This window comes from Psychrobacillus sp. INOP01 (genome assembly GCF_018140925.1).
GTDB lineage: Bacteria > Bacillota > Bacilli > Bacillales_A > Planococcaceae > Psychrobacillus.
Genome location: NZ_CP073315.1, coordinates 2,801,919 through 2,817,635, shown reverse-complemented (window position 1 = coordinate 2,817,635; position 15,717 = coordinate 2,801,919). Strand labels below are relative to the sequence as shown.

General features: G+C 33.7%; 16 protein-coding genes. 2 read left to right on the top strand and 14 right to left on the bottom strand.

Annotation, left to right across the window (positions count from 1 at the left end; genetic code table 11):
* Positions 1 to 15: 15 nt before the first annotated feature.
* Positions 16 to 1,098 (top strand): NAD(P)-dependent alcohol dehydrogenase, encoded by a 1,083-nt coding sequence (locus KD050_RS14110; protein ID WP_211892973.1) that lies wholly within the window; start codon positions 16 to 18, stop codon positions 1,096 to 1,098.
* Positions 1,099 to 1,317: 219 nt separating this feature from the next.
* Here the strand turns inward: KD050_RS14110 and KD050_RS21400 are convergent, their stop codons facing one another.
* Positions 1,318 to 1,446 carry a hypothetical protein gene (locus KD050_RS21400; protein ID WP_255553294.1) on the bottom strand — a complete coding sequence of 43 codons (129 nt, stop codon included), beginning with the start codon at positions 1,444 to 1,446 and terminating at the stop codon, positions 1,318 to 1,320.
* 597 nt (positions 1,447 to 2,043) lie between these two features.
* Here KD050_RS21400 and KD050_RS14105 point away from each other — a divergent pair.
* Positions 2,044 to 2,772 carry an SDR family NAD(P)-dependent oxidoreductase gene (locus KD050_RS14105; protein WP_211892972.1) on the top strand — a complete coding sequence of 243 codons (729 nt, stop codon included), beginning with the start codon at positions 2,044 to 2,046 and terminating at the stop codon, positions 2,770 to 2,772.
* Positions 2,773 to 2,841: 69 nt separating this feature from the next.
* Here KD050_RS14105 and KD050_RS14100 read toward each other — a convergent pair whose 3' ends face one another.
* The 13 genes from KD050_RS14100 to KD050_RS14035 form a co-directional block, all read right to left on the bottom strand.
* On the bottom strand, positions 2,842 to 3,480 hold the full coding sequence (locus tag KD050_RS14100; RefSeq protein WP_211892971.1) for a TetR/AcrR family transcriptional regulator: 639 nt from the start codon (positions 3,478 to 3,480) through the stop codon (positions 2,842 to 2,844).
* Between the two features lie 231 nt (positions 3,481 to 3,711).
* Entirely contained in the window at positions 3,712 to 3,894 is a 183-nt protein-coding gene (locus KD050_RS14095; protein ID WP_211892970.1) for a hypothetical protein, read from the bottom strand.
* Positions 3,895 to 3,965: 71 nt separating this feature from the next.
* Entirely contained in the window at positions 3,966 to 4,199 is a 234-nt protein-coding gene (locus tag KD050_RS14090) for a DUF3953 domain-containing protein (RefSeq protein WP_211892969.1), read from the bottom strand.
* 826 nt (positions 4,200 to 5,025) lie between these two features.
* Positions 5,026 to 5,451: a hypothetical protein gene (locus KD050_RS14085; RefSeq protein WP_211892968.1), complete on the bottom strand. Its 426-nt coding sequence runs from the start codon at positions 5,449 to 5,451 to the stop codon at positions 5,026 to 5,028.
* A gap of 223 nt (positions 5,452 to 5,674) precedes the next feature.
* Positions 5,675 to 6,205 (bottom strand): hypothetical protein, encoded by a 531-nt coding sequence (locus KD050_RS14080; RefSeq protein ID WP_211892967.1) that lies wholly within the window; start codon positions 6,203 to 6,205, stop codon positions 5,675 to 5,677.
* Positions 6,206 to 6,358: 153 nt separating this feature from the next.
* Positions 6,359 to 6,775, bottom strand: coding sequence for a hypothetical protein (locus KD050_RS14070; RefSeq protein ID WP_211892965.1), 417 nt, complete (start codon positions 6,773 to 6,775; stop codon positions 6,359 to 6,361).
* Positions 6,776 to 7,101: 326 nt separating this feature from the next.
* Positions 7,102 to 7,764: a zf-HC2 domain-containing protein gene (locus KD050_RS14065; RefSeq protein WP_211892964.1), complete on the bottom strand. Its 663-nt coding sequence runs from the start codon at positions 7,762 to 7,764 to the stop codon at positions 7,102 to 7,104.
* Positions 7,765 to 7,768: 4 nt separating this feature from the next.
* On the bottom strand, positions 7,769 to 8,251 hold the full coding sequence (locus KD050_RS14060; protein ID WP_211892963.1) for an RNA polymerase sigma factor: 483 nt from the start codon (positions 8,249 to 8,251) through the stop codon (positions 7,769 to 7,771).
* Between the two features lie 320 nt (positions 8,252 to 8,571).
* Positions 8,572 to 8,946: a DUF2750 domain-containing protein gene (locus KD050_RS14055; protein ID WP_211892962.1), complete on the bottom strand. Its 375-nt coding sequence runs from the start codon at positions 8,944 to 8,946 to the stop codon at positions 8,572 to 8,574.
* Positions 8,947 to 9,250: 304 nt separating this feature from the next.
* A complete protein-coding gene (locus KD050_RS14050) occupies positions 9,251 to 9,796 on the bottom strand; it encodes a hypothetical protein (protein ID WP_211892961.1) in 546 nt (181 codons plus the stop codon).
* Between the two features lie 908 nt (positions 9,797 to 10,704).
* Positions 10,705 to 12,102 (bottom strand): right-handed parallel beta-helix repeat-containing protein, encoded by a 1,398-nt coding sequence (locus KD050_RS14045; protein ID WP_211892960.1) that lies wholly within the window; start codon positions 12,100 to 12,102, stop codon positions 10,705 to 10,707.
* Positions 12,103 to 12,530: 428 nt separating this feature from the next.
* A complete protein-coding gene (locus KD050_RS14040) occupies positions 12,531 to 13,523 on the bottom strand; it encodes a S66 family peptidase (protein WP_211892959.1) in 993 nt (330 codons plus the stop codon).
* An 873-nt stretch (positions 13,524 to 14,396) separates the two neighbouring features.
* Positions 14,397 to 15,587, bottom strand: a complete 1,191-nt coding sequence (locus KD050_RS14035; protein ID WP_211892958.1) for a glycine C-acetyltransferase — start codon at positions 15,585 to 15,587, stop codon at positions 14,397 to 14,399.
* Between the last annotated feature and the right edge of the window lie 130 nt (positions 15,588 to 15,717).

The following is a 15,717-nucleotide window of genomic DNA, read 5'->3' as shown; positions in this document are numbered from 1 at the left end:
TTAGGGGGATATTACATGAAAATCAAAGCTGCAGTCACACATGGTATTGGTGAGGAATTTAAAATCGAGGAAATTACAATTGCTGAACCTAAATCAAATGAAGTATTAGTGAAAATTGTTGCTACAGGTGTTTGTCATACAGATGCTACAGTACGCGACACAGGCATGACACCTCTTCCAGCAGTCCTTGGTCATGAAGGTGCTGGTATCGTTGAAAAAGTAGGAGAAAACGTTTCAAACGTGGAAGTAGGTGACCATGTACTTTTGTCATTCGCAGCATGTGGGAAATGCGAGAGCTGCCTAACTGGCCATCCATCTTATTGTGATCGCTTTATGGAATTAAATATGGGTGGACAAATGGATGACCATACACATCGTTTACATTTCCATGACCAAGCTCTATCAACTTTCTTCGGACAATCCTCCTTCGGTACATATTCGATTGTCAACTCACGAAACTTAGTTAAAGTTGATAAAGATGTAGATTTAGAATTATTAGGACCTCTTGGCTGCGGTATTCAAACAGGTGCTGGTGCGGTGTTAAACGTAATGAAACCTCAATTTGGTTCAAGTATCGTTGTATACGGTACTGGAGCTGTTGGTTTAAGTGCTATTATGGCAGCAAAAATTGCTGGTTCTGAACATATCATTGCTGTGGATATACATGATAATCGTTTAGAATTAGCTTTAGAATTAGGAGCAACATCTACTATTAACTCGAAAAATGTTAATCCAGTGGATAAGATTCGTGAAATCACAAAAGGTGGTTCTCACTATGCTCTTGATACAACTGGCGTACCAGCAGTAGTTGTTCAAGGGATTCAAGCTATCCGCCCACGCGGTCATTTCATGACTGTGGCAGCAATGGCTGAAATTAGCATCCCATTTATGGAATTAACCGGAGCTGGAAAAATTGTGAGCGGTGTAGTTGAAGGGGATTCAATTCCTCAAACGTTCATTCCACAATTAATTGCCTACTATAAAAAAGGAATGTTCCCATTCGACAAACTATTGAAATTTTACAACTTTGAAAATATAAACGAAGCATTTGAAGATTCTAAAAAAGGAATTGCAATTAAACCTGTGATCAAAATGTAAATCATCTATGTTAAAAACCTACTTAACCGTGTAGTGAATATACAAGGTTAAGTAGGTTTTTCAATTGTTGATACAATTTATCTGCTTTCTTCTTTTCAACTAACCTCCCGCTTTAGTTCACTAAAAAAACTTCATTGAACTAACCTGCCGCTTTAGTTCAAGAAGAAAAAAGTTTTTACTCCGTCTTGAATTAAAGCACCCATTATTTAGAGAAGTAAATCAATGCTTTTCTTTTATTTGTTTTAGTAATTCAATTATTTCTTGTTGCTGCTTATATCCTTTTTTAAGCTGTCCATCAATTGATAAAATACTAATAACGACTACAATAAAACCTATAATTATCAACACTACTAAATCCTCCCCACTTCTGCTCTTTCTTCTTCAACTCTTCTGCTGCTTTAGTTCAATAAAAAAAAAGCTTTACTCCTTCTTAAAGTAAAGCACCCGTTAGTTTAAGTACAATACTTCACAATCTTTTTTTACACCTTCAGAAGCTTAATCCCTTAAATGTGTTATCCATGCAAAAAGACGCCATCTTATTAAAGAAAAGCGCCCGATTGTTGAAGATCTTTATTCAACTTACGTTCCTGTTAGCCCTACAAAGAAAAGGATTAGCTGTGATATGGTGATATTTCGGCGTTAAGATTTCTTTAATCAAGATCCTTCCTTTAATAATTCTTTTGCATTTTTGCCATTACCAATAATCCCCCCCAAAACTGATAAGTTCCTTTAGGAATATCCCTAACAATCAACTTTCGAGAAAGTTATTAAAATATTAAACATAGTAATTTTTTTCTTCTATAAGTTTCCCGAACTATTCTAGCAGGAAAGTTCGATAACAGTTTAAAGGTCCATTGTTTATAGGGGGGATATTTAATATTCTAATGCTAAGAAGTGAATGTAACTAATATGGTGGTTGGACTACAAACTAAGGAGGAATATTAAATGAGATTAGAAAATGAAGTAGCGATTATCACTGGAGCTGCAAAAGGAATGGGCGCTTCACATGCAAAACGTTTTATTGCTGAAGGTGCTAAAGTGGTCATTACGGATGTATTAACAACTGAAGGGGAAGCATTAGCAGCTGAGCTAGGACCTAACGCATTATTCCTACCGCTTGATGTAACAAACTTTGCACAATGGGAAGAAGTTGTAAATAAAACTGAATCACATTTTGGGCCTGTTACGATTTTAGTAAATAATGCAGGTGTGGATTTCTCAGAGGTAAGTATTGAAGACTTACAAGTTGCACAATATGAAAAAATTATTGCTATTAATCAACACGGGACGTTATATGGCATGAAAGCCGTTGTTCCAAATATGAAAAAGGCGGGACATGGTGCTATTGTTAATATTTCATCATTAGCTGGAATCATTGCTGCCAATCAAAAAATCGCCTATACAGCTTCAAAATTTGCTGTAAGAGGTATGACGAAAGCAGCGGCCTTAGAACTAGGTGTTGCAAATATTCGTGTTAACTCTGTACATCCTGGTTTTATTGAAACCGATATGACACGTCATTTAATTTCACCAGAACTGGAGCAAATGTTTCCATTAAAACGTGCTGGGCGCGTGGATGAAGTGACAAATTTAGTTTTATTTTTAGCATCAGGTGAATCAAGTTATTGCACAGGCACGGAATTTATCATTGATGGCGGATTAAATGCCCAATAAGTTATCGATATGTTAAGTGAGGAAAGGGGAGCAACCAATGGATGCGCTCCTTTTTCTTATGTAAAAAGGTTAATGTTCTAAAAATCCTTTCTGACGTTGAGTTTCGTTTTGAACAATGTGCCTTTTTATAGTTACAGTATGAACTTGTGCTGTAATTGTATCAATTAAAATTTTCGAGAATTGGACAGCAGATAGCGGACACCCCTGTTCAATCCAATCAATAATTAAACCTGCAGAACCATATACTATATAACGATTTATATATGAGGTTAAGTGTGCGTTTTCGTGAAAATAAAAATCCTGTTCATAAAGTGTTACTAAATGTTGGAGCAATTTTTCTTTAAATCGCAGTTCTAAAGAAGGCGTCATTAATGCAAGATAAAAATTACGATACTTAGCAATATGTAAAAGGGCAGCAAAAGGCTCATCAGAAGTAAGTTGATCAAATTCAAATTTAGATTTCCCCATATAGGGAGTTCGATAAGCTATAGTAAATTCCTTTAATAGCAGCTCAATACAATCTTCCGCAAGGTTTTTCTTATTTGTGTAATGTTTATAAAATGTTGCTCGACCTACATTTGAGTGCTCAAGAATAGATTGAATTGTAATATCCTTGTATGGCATTTGTTCTAATAATGTAAAAAAGGTTAAAAACAATTCGATTTTCGTTTTTTGAACACGTTTATCTAAAAATTGAAATTCAGCCATGGTAAACCTCCTAAAATTAAAATGGATAGTTTCCTTTATTTTAAACTAAATATTATGTAATTTCATTGGGAGGGGTATTTCCTCCTTCAAAACATGCCTCACTCTTATATGTGCATTATACTTTCCCAAAGCGTCGTTTGGTAACCTTTAATAAAAAAATGTTATTCAATAATATGGCCCGATTGTTGAACAACACTCTTCAACTAACCTGCTGCTTTAGTTAACCGAAATTTATTTATCACGTTTTTTCTCTCCATGGTTTACCCAGAGCCAAAAAGTAGTTACCGCAATAATAGGTATAAACATTGCTATTATTTCAAGGATTTTTGAGTCCTGCATTAAAAAAAGTAACATTAATATTCCAAAAGAAATAAATACAATAAAGAATTTTTGCGTACCTTTCTTTTTATTCATCCTATCCCCCCTAAATACGGTATAAGTTTTAATTAATAGTAACACTATTCTTATTCAACTAAACTGCACCTTTAGTTCAATAACAAACCCAGTATGGTAACAGAGAAAATAAATAAAGAAACAATAATAAATAAATACCCTTCAAATCTTTTTCTGTCTTTCTGAAGTTCGGATAATCCTGTTGCTAACATAAATGCCCCTAAGCACATCATTACAATCGGCATTAACTCAAAATCTCTACTTATCAGACTATAACTTGATAAAGAAAAAGCAATTATTGCAAATATAATTCTAGTTATTTTCACCAATTTATTCCCCCTCAAAATTATTTCATCTCAGCTTTAAAAAGTATATTTATTTTGGTCGAATTAATAGAACCTTTATTGAACTAAACTGCTGCTTCAGTTCAGTAAGAAAAAAGGCTTTACTCCTTCTTGAAGTAAAGCACCCGTTAGTTGAATAAGCAATAGCGTTAATATGACTACTATAAAAAACAATCTTCTATTCGATTTTATCATTTAGTTTCGATTTTATTTCCTCTAATAATTTATACTGCTTATCTTGTTTCTCTAAAATCTTATCTGTTAAATTTTCTAATGTTTTCGTAATAGACCATAAAAATACCCATAAAAATATAATAATTGCTAAGGCTTCTATAATAATCACCTTCCTTTACTTTTGCTTCAAACTGATTGGGTAATCCATTTTGTTAGTTCAACTAACCTGCCCCATTAGCCATCCATGCAGCAAAAAAACGCTGCACCACAGAGGATGAAAATTGTTGCAGAACGGGTATAGTTTAGTATGGCTGGCGAAGAAGGTCGATCAACTATGGTGCCATAGAGCCCATCCGTTAGTCTGACTCCAACGACCACGGTGCATCACAGACTGTCGCACTCTATACGAGTAGCACTCATGGGAGATTAATCCTACTCTGGTTATTGCACCAGCCTGCCTTTATTCTAACAAGAATGGAGTCGATTCTTGATTCACCTTTTAACTTAATATAAACATTCTGTATGCTCAGCCTTTTTTAAAAAAAGCAATTTCTGAGTCTCTTTTGTTATGCAATTTTATATTTTTTGAGCATTTTTTAATTTTCATGGGAGTTTAAGTACAACTCTTCACAAACTAACCTTCAAGGAGTTGCATATAGTACAAATATCCCCCTTCAAATTCGACTATCAAGATTCCCAACTCCTTATCATTATCAACTTCTCTTGAAGAGTGTACTTTTGTCCCGACAGGTAATTTTGTTGCTGTCATATCATTAAAGCCAATGCTATTTGTTGACTGTTTTTCAATTTCGCCTATCAAATTATATTTGATATATTGCTCATTTTTTTGTTCAAACCACTCTACTTCGGTCATATTGCTATAAATCCGACCTTTATACATCAATATGTCAGCATCTGAGTTTTGCTTTAATACATCTCTAGCTGTAATCTTACCATCGTCAGCCACACCACAACCTGCAATTAACATTAGAGAGAAGATTGTAAACAAAATATTAAAGAATGTTTTGTTGATGGTAATCAACTTGTTTATCCTTATCATTTTTCTACCTCCTAATGTGATTTCCTTCTTGAAGTAAAGCACCCGTTAGTCGAATAATAATTATGTTCTATCTAAGCAGTTTCTGAACAAACTTTGTTTTGTTAAACAAGCGAATGAATAATGGAATGGAATCAAACCAAATACAATAGATAGATAGACTAAGTTGATTATTAACTTGAAACTACCTTCAAATTCCCTTGAATTTGTCCACACCTTGAAATTTTTAATCTTTAAAAAAAGCTTTTGGCAGCCCTACTTCTCTTAACAGACCATTATAGCTATATCGATATCTTTTTCCTTCAAGTTCCGAGTCACCTAACACTTTTCTAAGTACAATGAACAATTGCTTATCAACTGATTTAAAGATATCAAAACGCTTTTCATTATCTAAATCTATTAAATAACATACAATTGCGGTATATAATAACGGAAACTCTTGTTTAATGACTTCTCTATTATCTACAAATGATTTAACATAACATTCGAAGTGATAAATTTTATCTTGATGCAAATAGAGATACTTTCCACTTTCTAGTTCTTCAATTGGTGGAAAGATAAAGCATGAACTACTAAGCCAATTACCAAGGCCGGCTGCAAAAACAAGAAGCGAATACTTTCGTACTTCAAAATCCGGATGTGAGAAGTATTGATAATAATCATCATAATTATCTTCATTCCAATTCTTTGCTGTATCAAATCCAATTTCCAGTCCTGTTAAAATACTCTTCGCCTTGTCGACTAACGTTTTTGTCATCTAATGTTCCTCATCTCTTGGATCGTAACTTGAATAGATCCCATATAATGCCTACATAGACAGCCATTTACTAGTACCTGCTTCGTTAGTTCAATAAGAAAAAAGGCTTTACTCCTTCTTGAAGTAAAGCACCCGTTAGTTGAATATTCCATTTTAATTCTCCTCAGAATATTCTTTTGTGTAATACTCGACACCTTCTGGGTCCTCGATAATTCTTAATCCTACCTTTTCAAACTCTAACTTAATATTTTCGTCAAGAGTTACATAGTATTTAGAACCATCTGTCTTAATCGTGGCGTCTTTATAAACTTTATTAAATTGTTGGGTAAGTGGAATATTTTCTTTTTCAAGAACTTTATCAATATTGCTTTTTTTGTTACTCTTTCCCCTCAGAACATGACTATCAATCATTATTCCCTCTTCTGATAAAACAATGATTTGACCAGCTCTATTTATAAATCCTGAGTTTTCAAAATCTGAAACATATGCTTTTAATTCATCATTCTTGGAACTATCAGTACAAGCAACTAAAAGTAAAACTGAAAAAAACATTAACATCAGCTTTTTCATCTCAATTCCTCCCTTTAAAGCATATACAGATTAAAAAACGAAAAAGTTCCAAAAAATTATGAATTATATAAAAGTTGTTCTTGAATAAGAATTATTGTTAAATTTGAACTTTCAGAAATACCTCTTATTCAACTAAACTGCTGCGTTAGTTTAAGTGTACCATTTCACAATGTATTTCTGAGATCTACTTGATAGTTCGGTTAAAAAAAAGACCATCGAAAAATGATGGTCTTGTCTAACTAAAGCACCCATTAGTTGAACAAGAAAAGTGAAGCTTATTCAACAATCGCGCCCGTGTGCGGTATAACTTTTATCCCATTTTTAAATCATTCAGCATCGTTACCTTTATCATATAAATCTTTTATGGGTATTACATCGGTTTTATCTTTATATTGTATAGTTACCTTATCTTCATCCGTTAGTTTTTTCTTCTTCCCATTATACAGTAATAATGTGTTTTCATCTGCAAATGTGAAAGAAATGCCACTCCCATCTTTTAGGAGTTTTGCTGGGGTAGAAAAATCGTTCCTTTTTTCATACACAAATATAGTATCTGTATATCCCTCATCTGTTTTTGCATCTGTTAAAATTATATAATGATTGTCCTTTTTTGCTTTGAATAAGAGCGTAGCCATCGTGCCCTGACTCTGAATGTTTGTTTCAACATTACTGGAACTTGCTTGCCACATATTTACAAACACAAAGTAATAAGCAGTTATCAGAACAAGAAACATTGCTAGTAGTGATGATACGATAACTAAGATCTTTTTTCTATTTTTCGAGCGTACCTTTTTGAAATAATCAATGTTCCTTTTATCTTTTCTTCTCTCATTTTCATCTTCTGAAAATAAATCTCCCTTCATTTTGTTTAAATAATTTCGGCATTCTTCACATTGATCCATATGTTTTTCTATCTGTTCGTTTGTTTCTTCACTTGTTAATTTATCAATATAAGCAGGAGCCAAGTCCTTAAATATACTATGTTTCATAACCCTACTCACCCTTTCTGATTTCAAGTTTTGCTCTATAAAAAGTCACTCTTGCCCAGTTTTCTGTCCTTTCAAAAATTGAACCAATTTCTTTGAACGTTAAGTCACCCAACAATCTTAAATAAAGTATTTCTCGTTTATCCTCACTGAGTTGATGAGCCTTTTTAAAAAACATAACTTTATCCTCGTTTTTTATATACTCATCTTCCAAGTCGTAAAATGTTGTGCTTTCACTTTTTAGTGAGTCCTTCAATTGTTGGTTTTTATTTTTATGGTTTAATTCTTGCAGCCATACGTTTTTAGCAATTGCACAGAGCCACGTGGAAAACTTGGCTTTACCATTATCGTGAAAGTTATTAATGGATTTAATCGCTTGATAAAATGTTTCTTGAGTTAGCTCCTCTGCTAAATCAAGGTTGTTTGTCAAAGTTAACAAGTATTTAAAAATAAAATCCCCATAATCTTGGTATATATTGTCCTTATCCACTGCCACCCCTCCCTTTTCCGTCTGGCCATTCACCTATTTATCACAAAATTATTGATTTCGTTACAACATTTTTTAATAAAAAAACTGCATCTTTATAACAGATGCAGATATTCACTTATTCAATTAAATGGCCCGATTGTTGAACACAAGATAAACAACACTCTTCAACTAACCTGCACCGTTAGTTTAAGTGTAACATTTCACATTGTACATAAAAATAGACCATCATTTTTAATGGTCTTGTTTAACTAAAGCACCCGTTACTTTAACACTTTTTCACAATCTTGTACTTTCTTTTGATGTTGAAACGCAAAACTGCCTTAATAATTCTCTAACTCATTATTTATATCCCTTAATAACACATCTATCTCAACTATTACTGAATCTTCATTTATTGGGAAAATGGATGGCTTAACTCTATCTTCCTTCATTCCAACAAGCCATTGGTCAATAAACTCATATAAGTCAATCGATTCAGCTTTAAATTTATTCCACTCATTAACAGTACAGAATTCTGCGAATTCCTTTTTGGGAAAGAAAGGAATCAATATATTTCCATCATCATCCTGTGCTGTTGCCCAACCATCGTCATATAATCCCCAGACTTCCTCATAATCAGCGACCTTTTTAATAAAATACTCATATCTTTTAATTGGTGGCTGTTTAATGACCGATTCAAATTCTTTTTGGTTCATAATATATCCTCCAGTTACTGCAGCATTTAACATATTCTCTAATACTGATAAATATACCTTCTTGAACTAAACTGCCGCGTTAGTTCAATAAGAAAAAAGGCTTTACCCCTTCTTGAAGTAAAGCACTCGTTACTTTAATTGTATAATTTCACAAAGTAGCGAAAAAGTAGTTGTTGCATGAGTAGTATCCATATACTATTCAATAAATAGATCTGTATTTTAAAAAAGTATATTACAACTAGAATAAAGATTATAAAGCTAAAGACACTCATATCTTCAGCTTTATAATCTTTAAATAGTTAAACTACTTCCATATATCCATATATTTTTTTTTGTATTTTTTGTCGTCAACCGTATCAATTAAATCCAGAGCCGTTTGTTTAATAAACTCATCATTGAAATAGTCATATAAGTTTTTCATGTTTTGAATAATGTCATTACGAATTAAAGTAAAATTCTTTTCATCTGCACATTTTTTAAAGCGTTCAACCATAAACTCCATAACCATTTCTTTTTGGGCTGTACCTGCAATTCCGACTTTCCATATAGATTGGAGACTATGTCTAGCCGTAACAAACTTTTCATCTTTTGTTACCTCCCACAATTTAGGGAAATCTTTCATAATTCTCATCTCTGGGTCGCTTTTAGCTAGATTGGCTAAATATTGTGCTGCACGAGAGCGTTGATGGTTATCTTTATGAGTTAAGTCCTCTATTAGTTGATTCCATACCTCGTAAGCCCAATCAACTTGTTGATCAGTTGCATTTAAAATATTTTGATAGGCTTCATAACGCTCATCTTTATCGCCAGATTTTGATTTTTCAAATGCCAATTTTATTTGATTATCCATTTTTCCACCACCTTATTTCATGTCATAACGCTGAAATGTAGTAATTTAATTATTTTTCTTACCAAAATAATAACATACACTATTTGCACAACTCCAAAATAACCATTACTGTAATAAGGCTTTTATCTCTAAATTAACTAACCTGCTGCGTTAGTTTAATAAGAAAAAAAGCTTTACTCCTTCTTGAAGTAAAGCACCCGTTTGTTGAAAATGATTCAATTAAGATGATATTTATACGAAAGTAAAACCAATTATAAAAATTATTGCCGTCACAATAAAGAATGACCAATTAACAATTCGGAATTCGTCTTTCTTTTACTGTAAGAAATTTGGTTTTCATAAATCTTAAACTACTTAGGATAAAAATAAGTCCAAACATTATGAGTCCACGTCCTATGACATCATCTATGATTAAAATGTACCTTACACCAGCAATCATTATTAATAAAGTACCTATGTACCCAATGAAAATATAAAAGTAATGGTTCTTTTCCTATCCACCAACTTCCACTCCCTCTCAATTGCAAACCCTTCTTTAAGTATGCCTTATTAAACAAACCTGCCGCGTTAGTTCAATAAGAAATAGCTAGCCATAAAGACTGCCACTTTTGAGGTCTTCATCCAGCTATAAACTAATGGTATCTATCACTTCTACAGAAATTTTTATTAGTTCTATGGCCTTTTCTTCAAGTACAGTGTCATTTTCAAAATACCAAATGCACAAATCCTCTAATTAATATTCTTCTAACCTTTGGAAGAAACATTACATCCAGCATTAAAAATTTGGCATTGTTTTCATCCATTTAACTAATCATTCTTCCTTATGTTAATCACTCCAAAATTTACCTTTCTCCGTGACTTTGATACCCGTTGAATTTGTTATAATTTCTGCTAATTAGAATACAAAATTAGTCTACAATTTTTTTTGCAGGCGAATCCTTTTTCAGCCTAAAATCATATTTGATTGCATTTTGATATCTTGGATCTAAATAACTTGATTTCTCATCACTTTTTGAAGCTTTTTTAAATTTAGGAAAAGTTGTATATTCTTCCTCTTTCCATATCCAAATACCTGTTTCTCCTCTTTCTTTATGAAATACATTCTTTTGTAGTTTATTTTCTTGATTGGTTGTAAAATAGTTGGAGATAAAAATCCGCGATGGTCCAGCGGTTAAAATATTTCTTTCTATCACATTGTTTTTTGTATCATGTTGTAATAATAGCTGTCCCCCATCTAGCCCCTTCGTGTCATTTCGATAAAGAATATTTTGAGAGATAGTAGAATTGATCGTACCTCCCCGATCCCCATCATACCCACCAATCGATATTCCAGTGTAAAAGTTGTCATAAATAATATTGTTTATTATTTTAATGTTATCAGCGTATTTTTTAGCATGCTCAGAGGTTGCTTCAATTCCAATATCACTTTTATAAATGGTATTCTTTTCAATGGTTATATTCTTTCCACCATCTACATAAATTCCACCAGCAGAATAATCTCCCCCATAAGCCGGATTACCGTAAGAGGATATTTCAGAAACTTGATTATTTTTTACTATACCATTTCGCACATAGTCCACTTTTTTATCATTGGAGGTGCCTTCATAACCAATCAGATCAATTCCGATATTATCACTTCGGCGAACTATATTATTTTCCACTTTAAAACCGTCAATATTTCCATTTAGAGCTAGAGATTCACTTGAACCGAGTTTTAAATCTTCCAACGTATTATTCAAAATATTTATATCCTTCATTGTGCCTGTTCCGTATATAGCGATCCCATGGCCATTCCCATCATCTGCATGGGTTTCAATCCGCTGCACATTGTTATTCTCTAATGTTATATGGTTGCTAGAGCCTGTTACATAAATCCCCATTACTGTTTCATCTGCTAAATCAGTAGATAAATCCTGTATAATTAGCCCGCTAATTGTCACGTAGTTTTTATTATTTATCGTAACTAAGGATGTGTCCCCTTCAACATCATTTATATCCTTTCCACTAAGAACAACCTTCTCCTTGTTGTAGGCTTTAAAAGTAATTGGTTTTGATTTGGTGCCACTATGTTTAACGACAAGCTTTTCATTATAGGTTCCTTTTCGTATGAGAACGGTAGTCCCGGCATTTGCTTCTGTCGTCGCTTTTTTTAGTGTGCGAAATGGCTTTGATTTTGTCCCAGCATTTTGATCATTTCCATTTAGAGCTACGTAAATAGCTTGATCCTGCTTATCATTTATATTGTTTAAAACTAAAACAATCATGATAGCAGCTGCAGCCAAGAGGATAAAATAGATTTTTTTCATTAAATCATTCCTTATTGAATATATGTCATAATACACTTAAGATACTGCACCACAGAGGATGAAAATTGTTTCAAAACAGGTATAGATTAGTATGGCTGGCGAAAAAGGTCGATGCACTATGGTGCCATAGAGCCCAGCCGTTAGTCTGACTTCAACGACCACGGTGCATCACAGACTGCCGCACTCTATACGAGTAGCACTCATGGGAGATTAATCCTACTTTGGTTATTGCACCAGCCTTGCCTTTATTCTAAAAAGCATGGAGTTGGTTCCTGATTTACCTTTTAACTCAATATTATCATTCTGAAGGCTTAGCCTTTTTTAAAAGCTTTTTCTGAGTCTCTTTTGTTATACAATTATATAGATTTTGAGCATTTTTTAATTTTCATGGAGTTCAATAAGAACTTTACTTTTTTAGGAGTGCAGCCTTATAACCAATTTTCTATGCTTACTACCTTTTTAGCATCTGCATCTAACTTCACTTTTTTACCGATAGCTAATGGATGCATCGGATGGGTGTGACATGTATCGAAATCAGCTAAAATTGGAATGTTGAGTCTATCTAATTGTTCAATCAATAAATCTAATGGTAGTTTTCCTGTACCTAAATCATCGTATAGTTCATGTTTACCTAAAATTATGCCAGCGACTTTTTCAAAAACACCATGTAACTTAAGCATAGCAAAGTTTTTCTCAACAACAGAAGCATTTTTCATACAGTCCTCAATTAATAATATGTCGCCATGCTCAATTGTTGGGAAATAAGGCGAACCAATAAATCCGTACATTGCATTTACATTACCACCTATTAATCGCCCTTCTGCTACTCCACTATGCCCAGTTATCCACTCATTACGATAAAGATTTTTATCAGTTGTTTTTTCAAGCCAATTCACTGGCTCATCAGACCAAAATGATGGCATTGGAACTTCGTATGGAAGCTTATTTTCTTCCATGAAATATTGTTCAAAATAACGATATGTATCATTTACAAGAGGCTCAAATTCACCAAAAGAGGGAATAAGAGCAGGACCATAATATGTTGTGATACTTGTTTTTGCATAAAGTGCAAGTAAAACAGCGGTTGCATCAGAATATCCAACGATTATCTTTGGATTATCCTTAAATGCCTCATAATCGATATATGGCAACAAGCTATTTGAATTTGTGCCACCTATAGTAGACATAATCATCTTAATATCTGGATTTCGTAATAATTTATTTAGTTCCTCTGCACGTGCTTTGGGTGTGCCAGAACGATACACATCTGATTGCCCTGTCAATTCTCCTTCTACAATAACAAAACCTTTTTGTTCTATAAAAGCTTTAGCACGTTGAAAGCGTTGATAGGCTGTAACTGTTGCAGGAGAAGATGGGGTAAAAATCCCGATTTTATCTCCTTTTTTTAAGCGTTGAATCATATTATTAACCTACTTTCTAAACCTCTATAATTATATGATAAAGATACTTTACTACATTTATTAATACAACAGGTATATGGACTTGTCGAACTAAACTGCTGCGTTAGTTCAATAATAAAAAAGAGTTGCCTAAGCAACCCCATGATCTTGAACTAAAGCTCCCCTTTAGCACAATTACTATTTATCTTAACCAAACATCATTTGATCCTCTTACAAAAAAACTAAGTCGCCTATTGTACCAACACAAAAGAATACAAAATAATAACTCGCAATAACGATATCTTTCTAAAAAAGCTCTTTAAATGCTTGGTTGAACATGTAATTAAATTTAAACCAACTTAATATCCAACCGATTAAAAGAAAACTTACTATCATCATTTCTGGTCCTCCGCCCTAATTCAACCAAAACTTAACCTTCTAGTTGAGTTAACTTACTCCTTTAGGAATTCATCAACTTATTGGTAAGTTTATGTATCCCAATTTGTATATGAAATTGCAGGTTAAAATGGAGACTTACACTTGCTATTGTTACCTAACAAATTGGGGTACAAATTACACACTGCAATTTCATTAGTTTTTTAAGATAGGTGCCGGAACCCGTTACTGTGATGAGTCACTCTTTTTTGTTTGATCATCCTGTCGAGTACAATCCGTTAATTTGTTGTTTTACTTCGCTCTAAAAGATCAAGGATAAGCTAAAATAAGCTCTAAGCGTAAAAGACTGGCTCTTAAAAGCAAAGCCTTCCTCTCACTGTTTCAGTGAGGTTTTTAATTTTTATCTAACATATATGTTAAAATTCAGTTCCAATTAAAATATAAATACCTAATTATTTTATGAATGTCTAAAATAATTAGGTATTTTTTTATTTCATATTATTTAATTACCCCAAGCTCCCTACCAACTTTTTCGTAAATAGCTATGGCTTCATCTAGCATTTCTTTTGTATGAGCTGCGGTTGGCATGTTGCGTACGCGGCCTGTTCCTTTTGGTACGGTTGGGAAGACGATTGATTTTGCATAAACGCCTTCTTCGAATAGTCGTTTGGAGAATGCCTGAGTTAGTTTTTCGTCTCCGATAATACATGGAGTGATTGGTGTTTCGGATGCACCGATGTCAAAGCCTAGTTTCGATAAACCTGCTTTTAAGTAATCGCCGTTTTCCCATAGCTTGTCGTGCAGTTCAGTGGAATCGATGATCATTTGAACTGCTGTCGTTATTGCCGCTACATCACCAGGTGGTAGCGCTGTGGAAAATAAAAATGGACGCGAACGGACCTTTAACCAGTCGATTAAATCCTTTTTACCTGCAACGTATCCACCTACGACACCGATTGCTTTGGAAAGAGTACCAATTTGGAAGTCGATTTCTTTTTCTAAACCGAAATGCTTTACAGTTCCCTTCCCTTTACCAGTTACTCCTGAGCCATGTGCATCGTCTACATAGGTGATTAGATCAAATTCCTTTGCAATTGCGACGATTTCTGGAAGCTTCGCAATGTCTCCATCCATGGAGAAAACACCGTCTGTAATAACCATTACTTTATTGTATTGTCCAGATTCTGTTGCAGCTTTCGCTTTTGCACGTAAATCATCCATATCAGAGTGATTAAAAGCAATAATTTTCGCACGTGACAGTCGGCAACCGTCAATAATAGATGCATGGTTTAGTTGGTCCGACAGTATTGCATCGTTTTTATCCATCACAGCAGAAATTGCTGCCATATTACAGTTGAAGCCTGATTGGTACGAAATTGCAGCTTCTGTTCCTTTGAATTCAGCTAGCTTTTGCTCTAACTTCACATGAAGATCCAATGTTCCGTTAATCGTACGAACCGCTCCTGCCCCAACACCATACTTGTCCACTGCTTCTTTGGCAATTTGTTTAAGCTCTGGATTTGTCGCAAGACCTAAATAGTTATTTGATGATAGGTTAATCAGCTCAGAGCCTTTTACACTTATTTTCGCCCCATTTGGACCTTCTACAGGGTCAATTTCGTTATATAAACCTTGGCTTTTTAATTCATCTAAGTTTTGGGATAAAAAATTATTTAATACGTGAGACATTTTCCTCATCCTTTCACGGGTAATATTCTACTCTATCTTACCACGCTAAAAGGATTGAGGAAAATAAAGAAACTATTTCAAACCACCGCAGACATTTTAACCAGTGGTGGTTTGTAATTTCTTCAGTTAG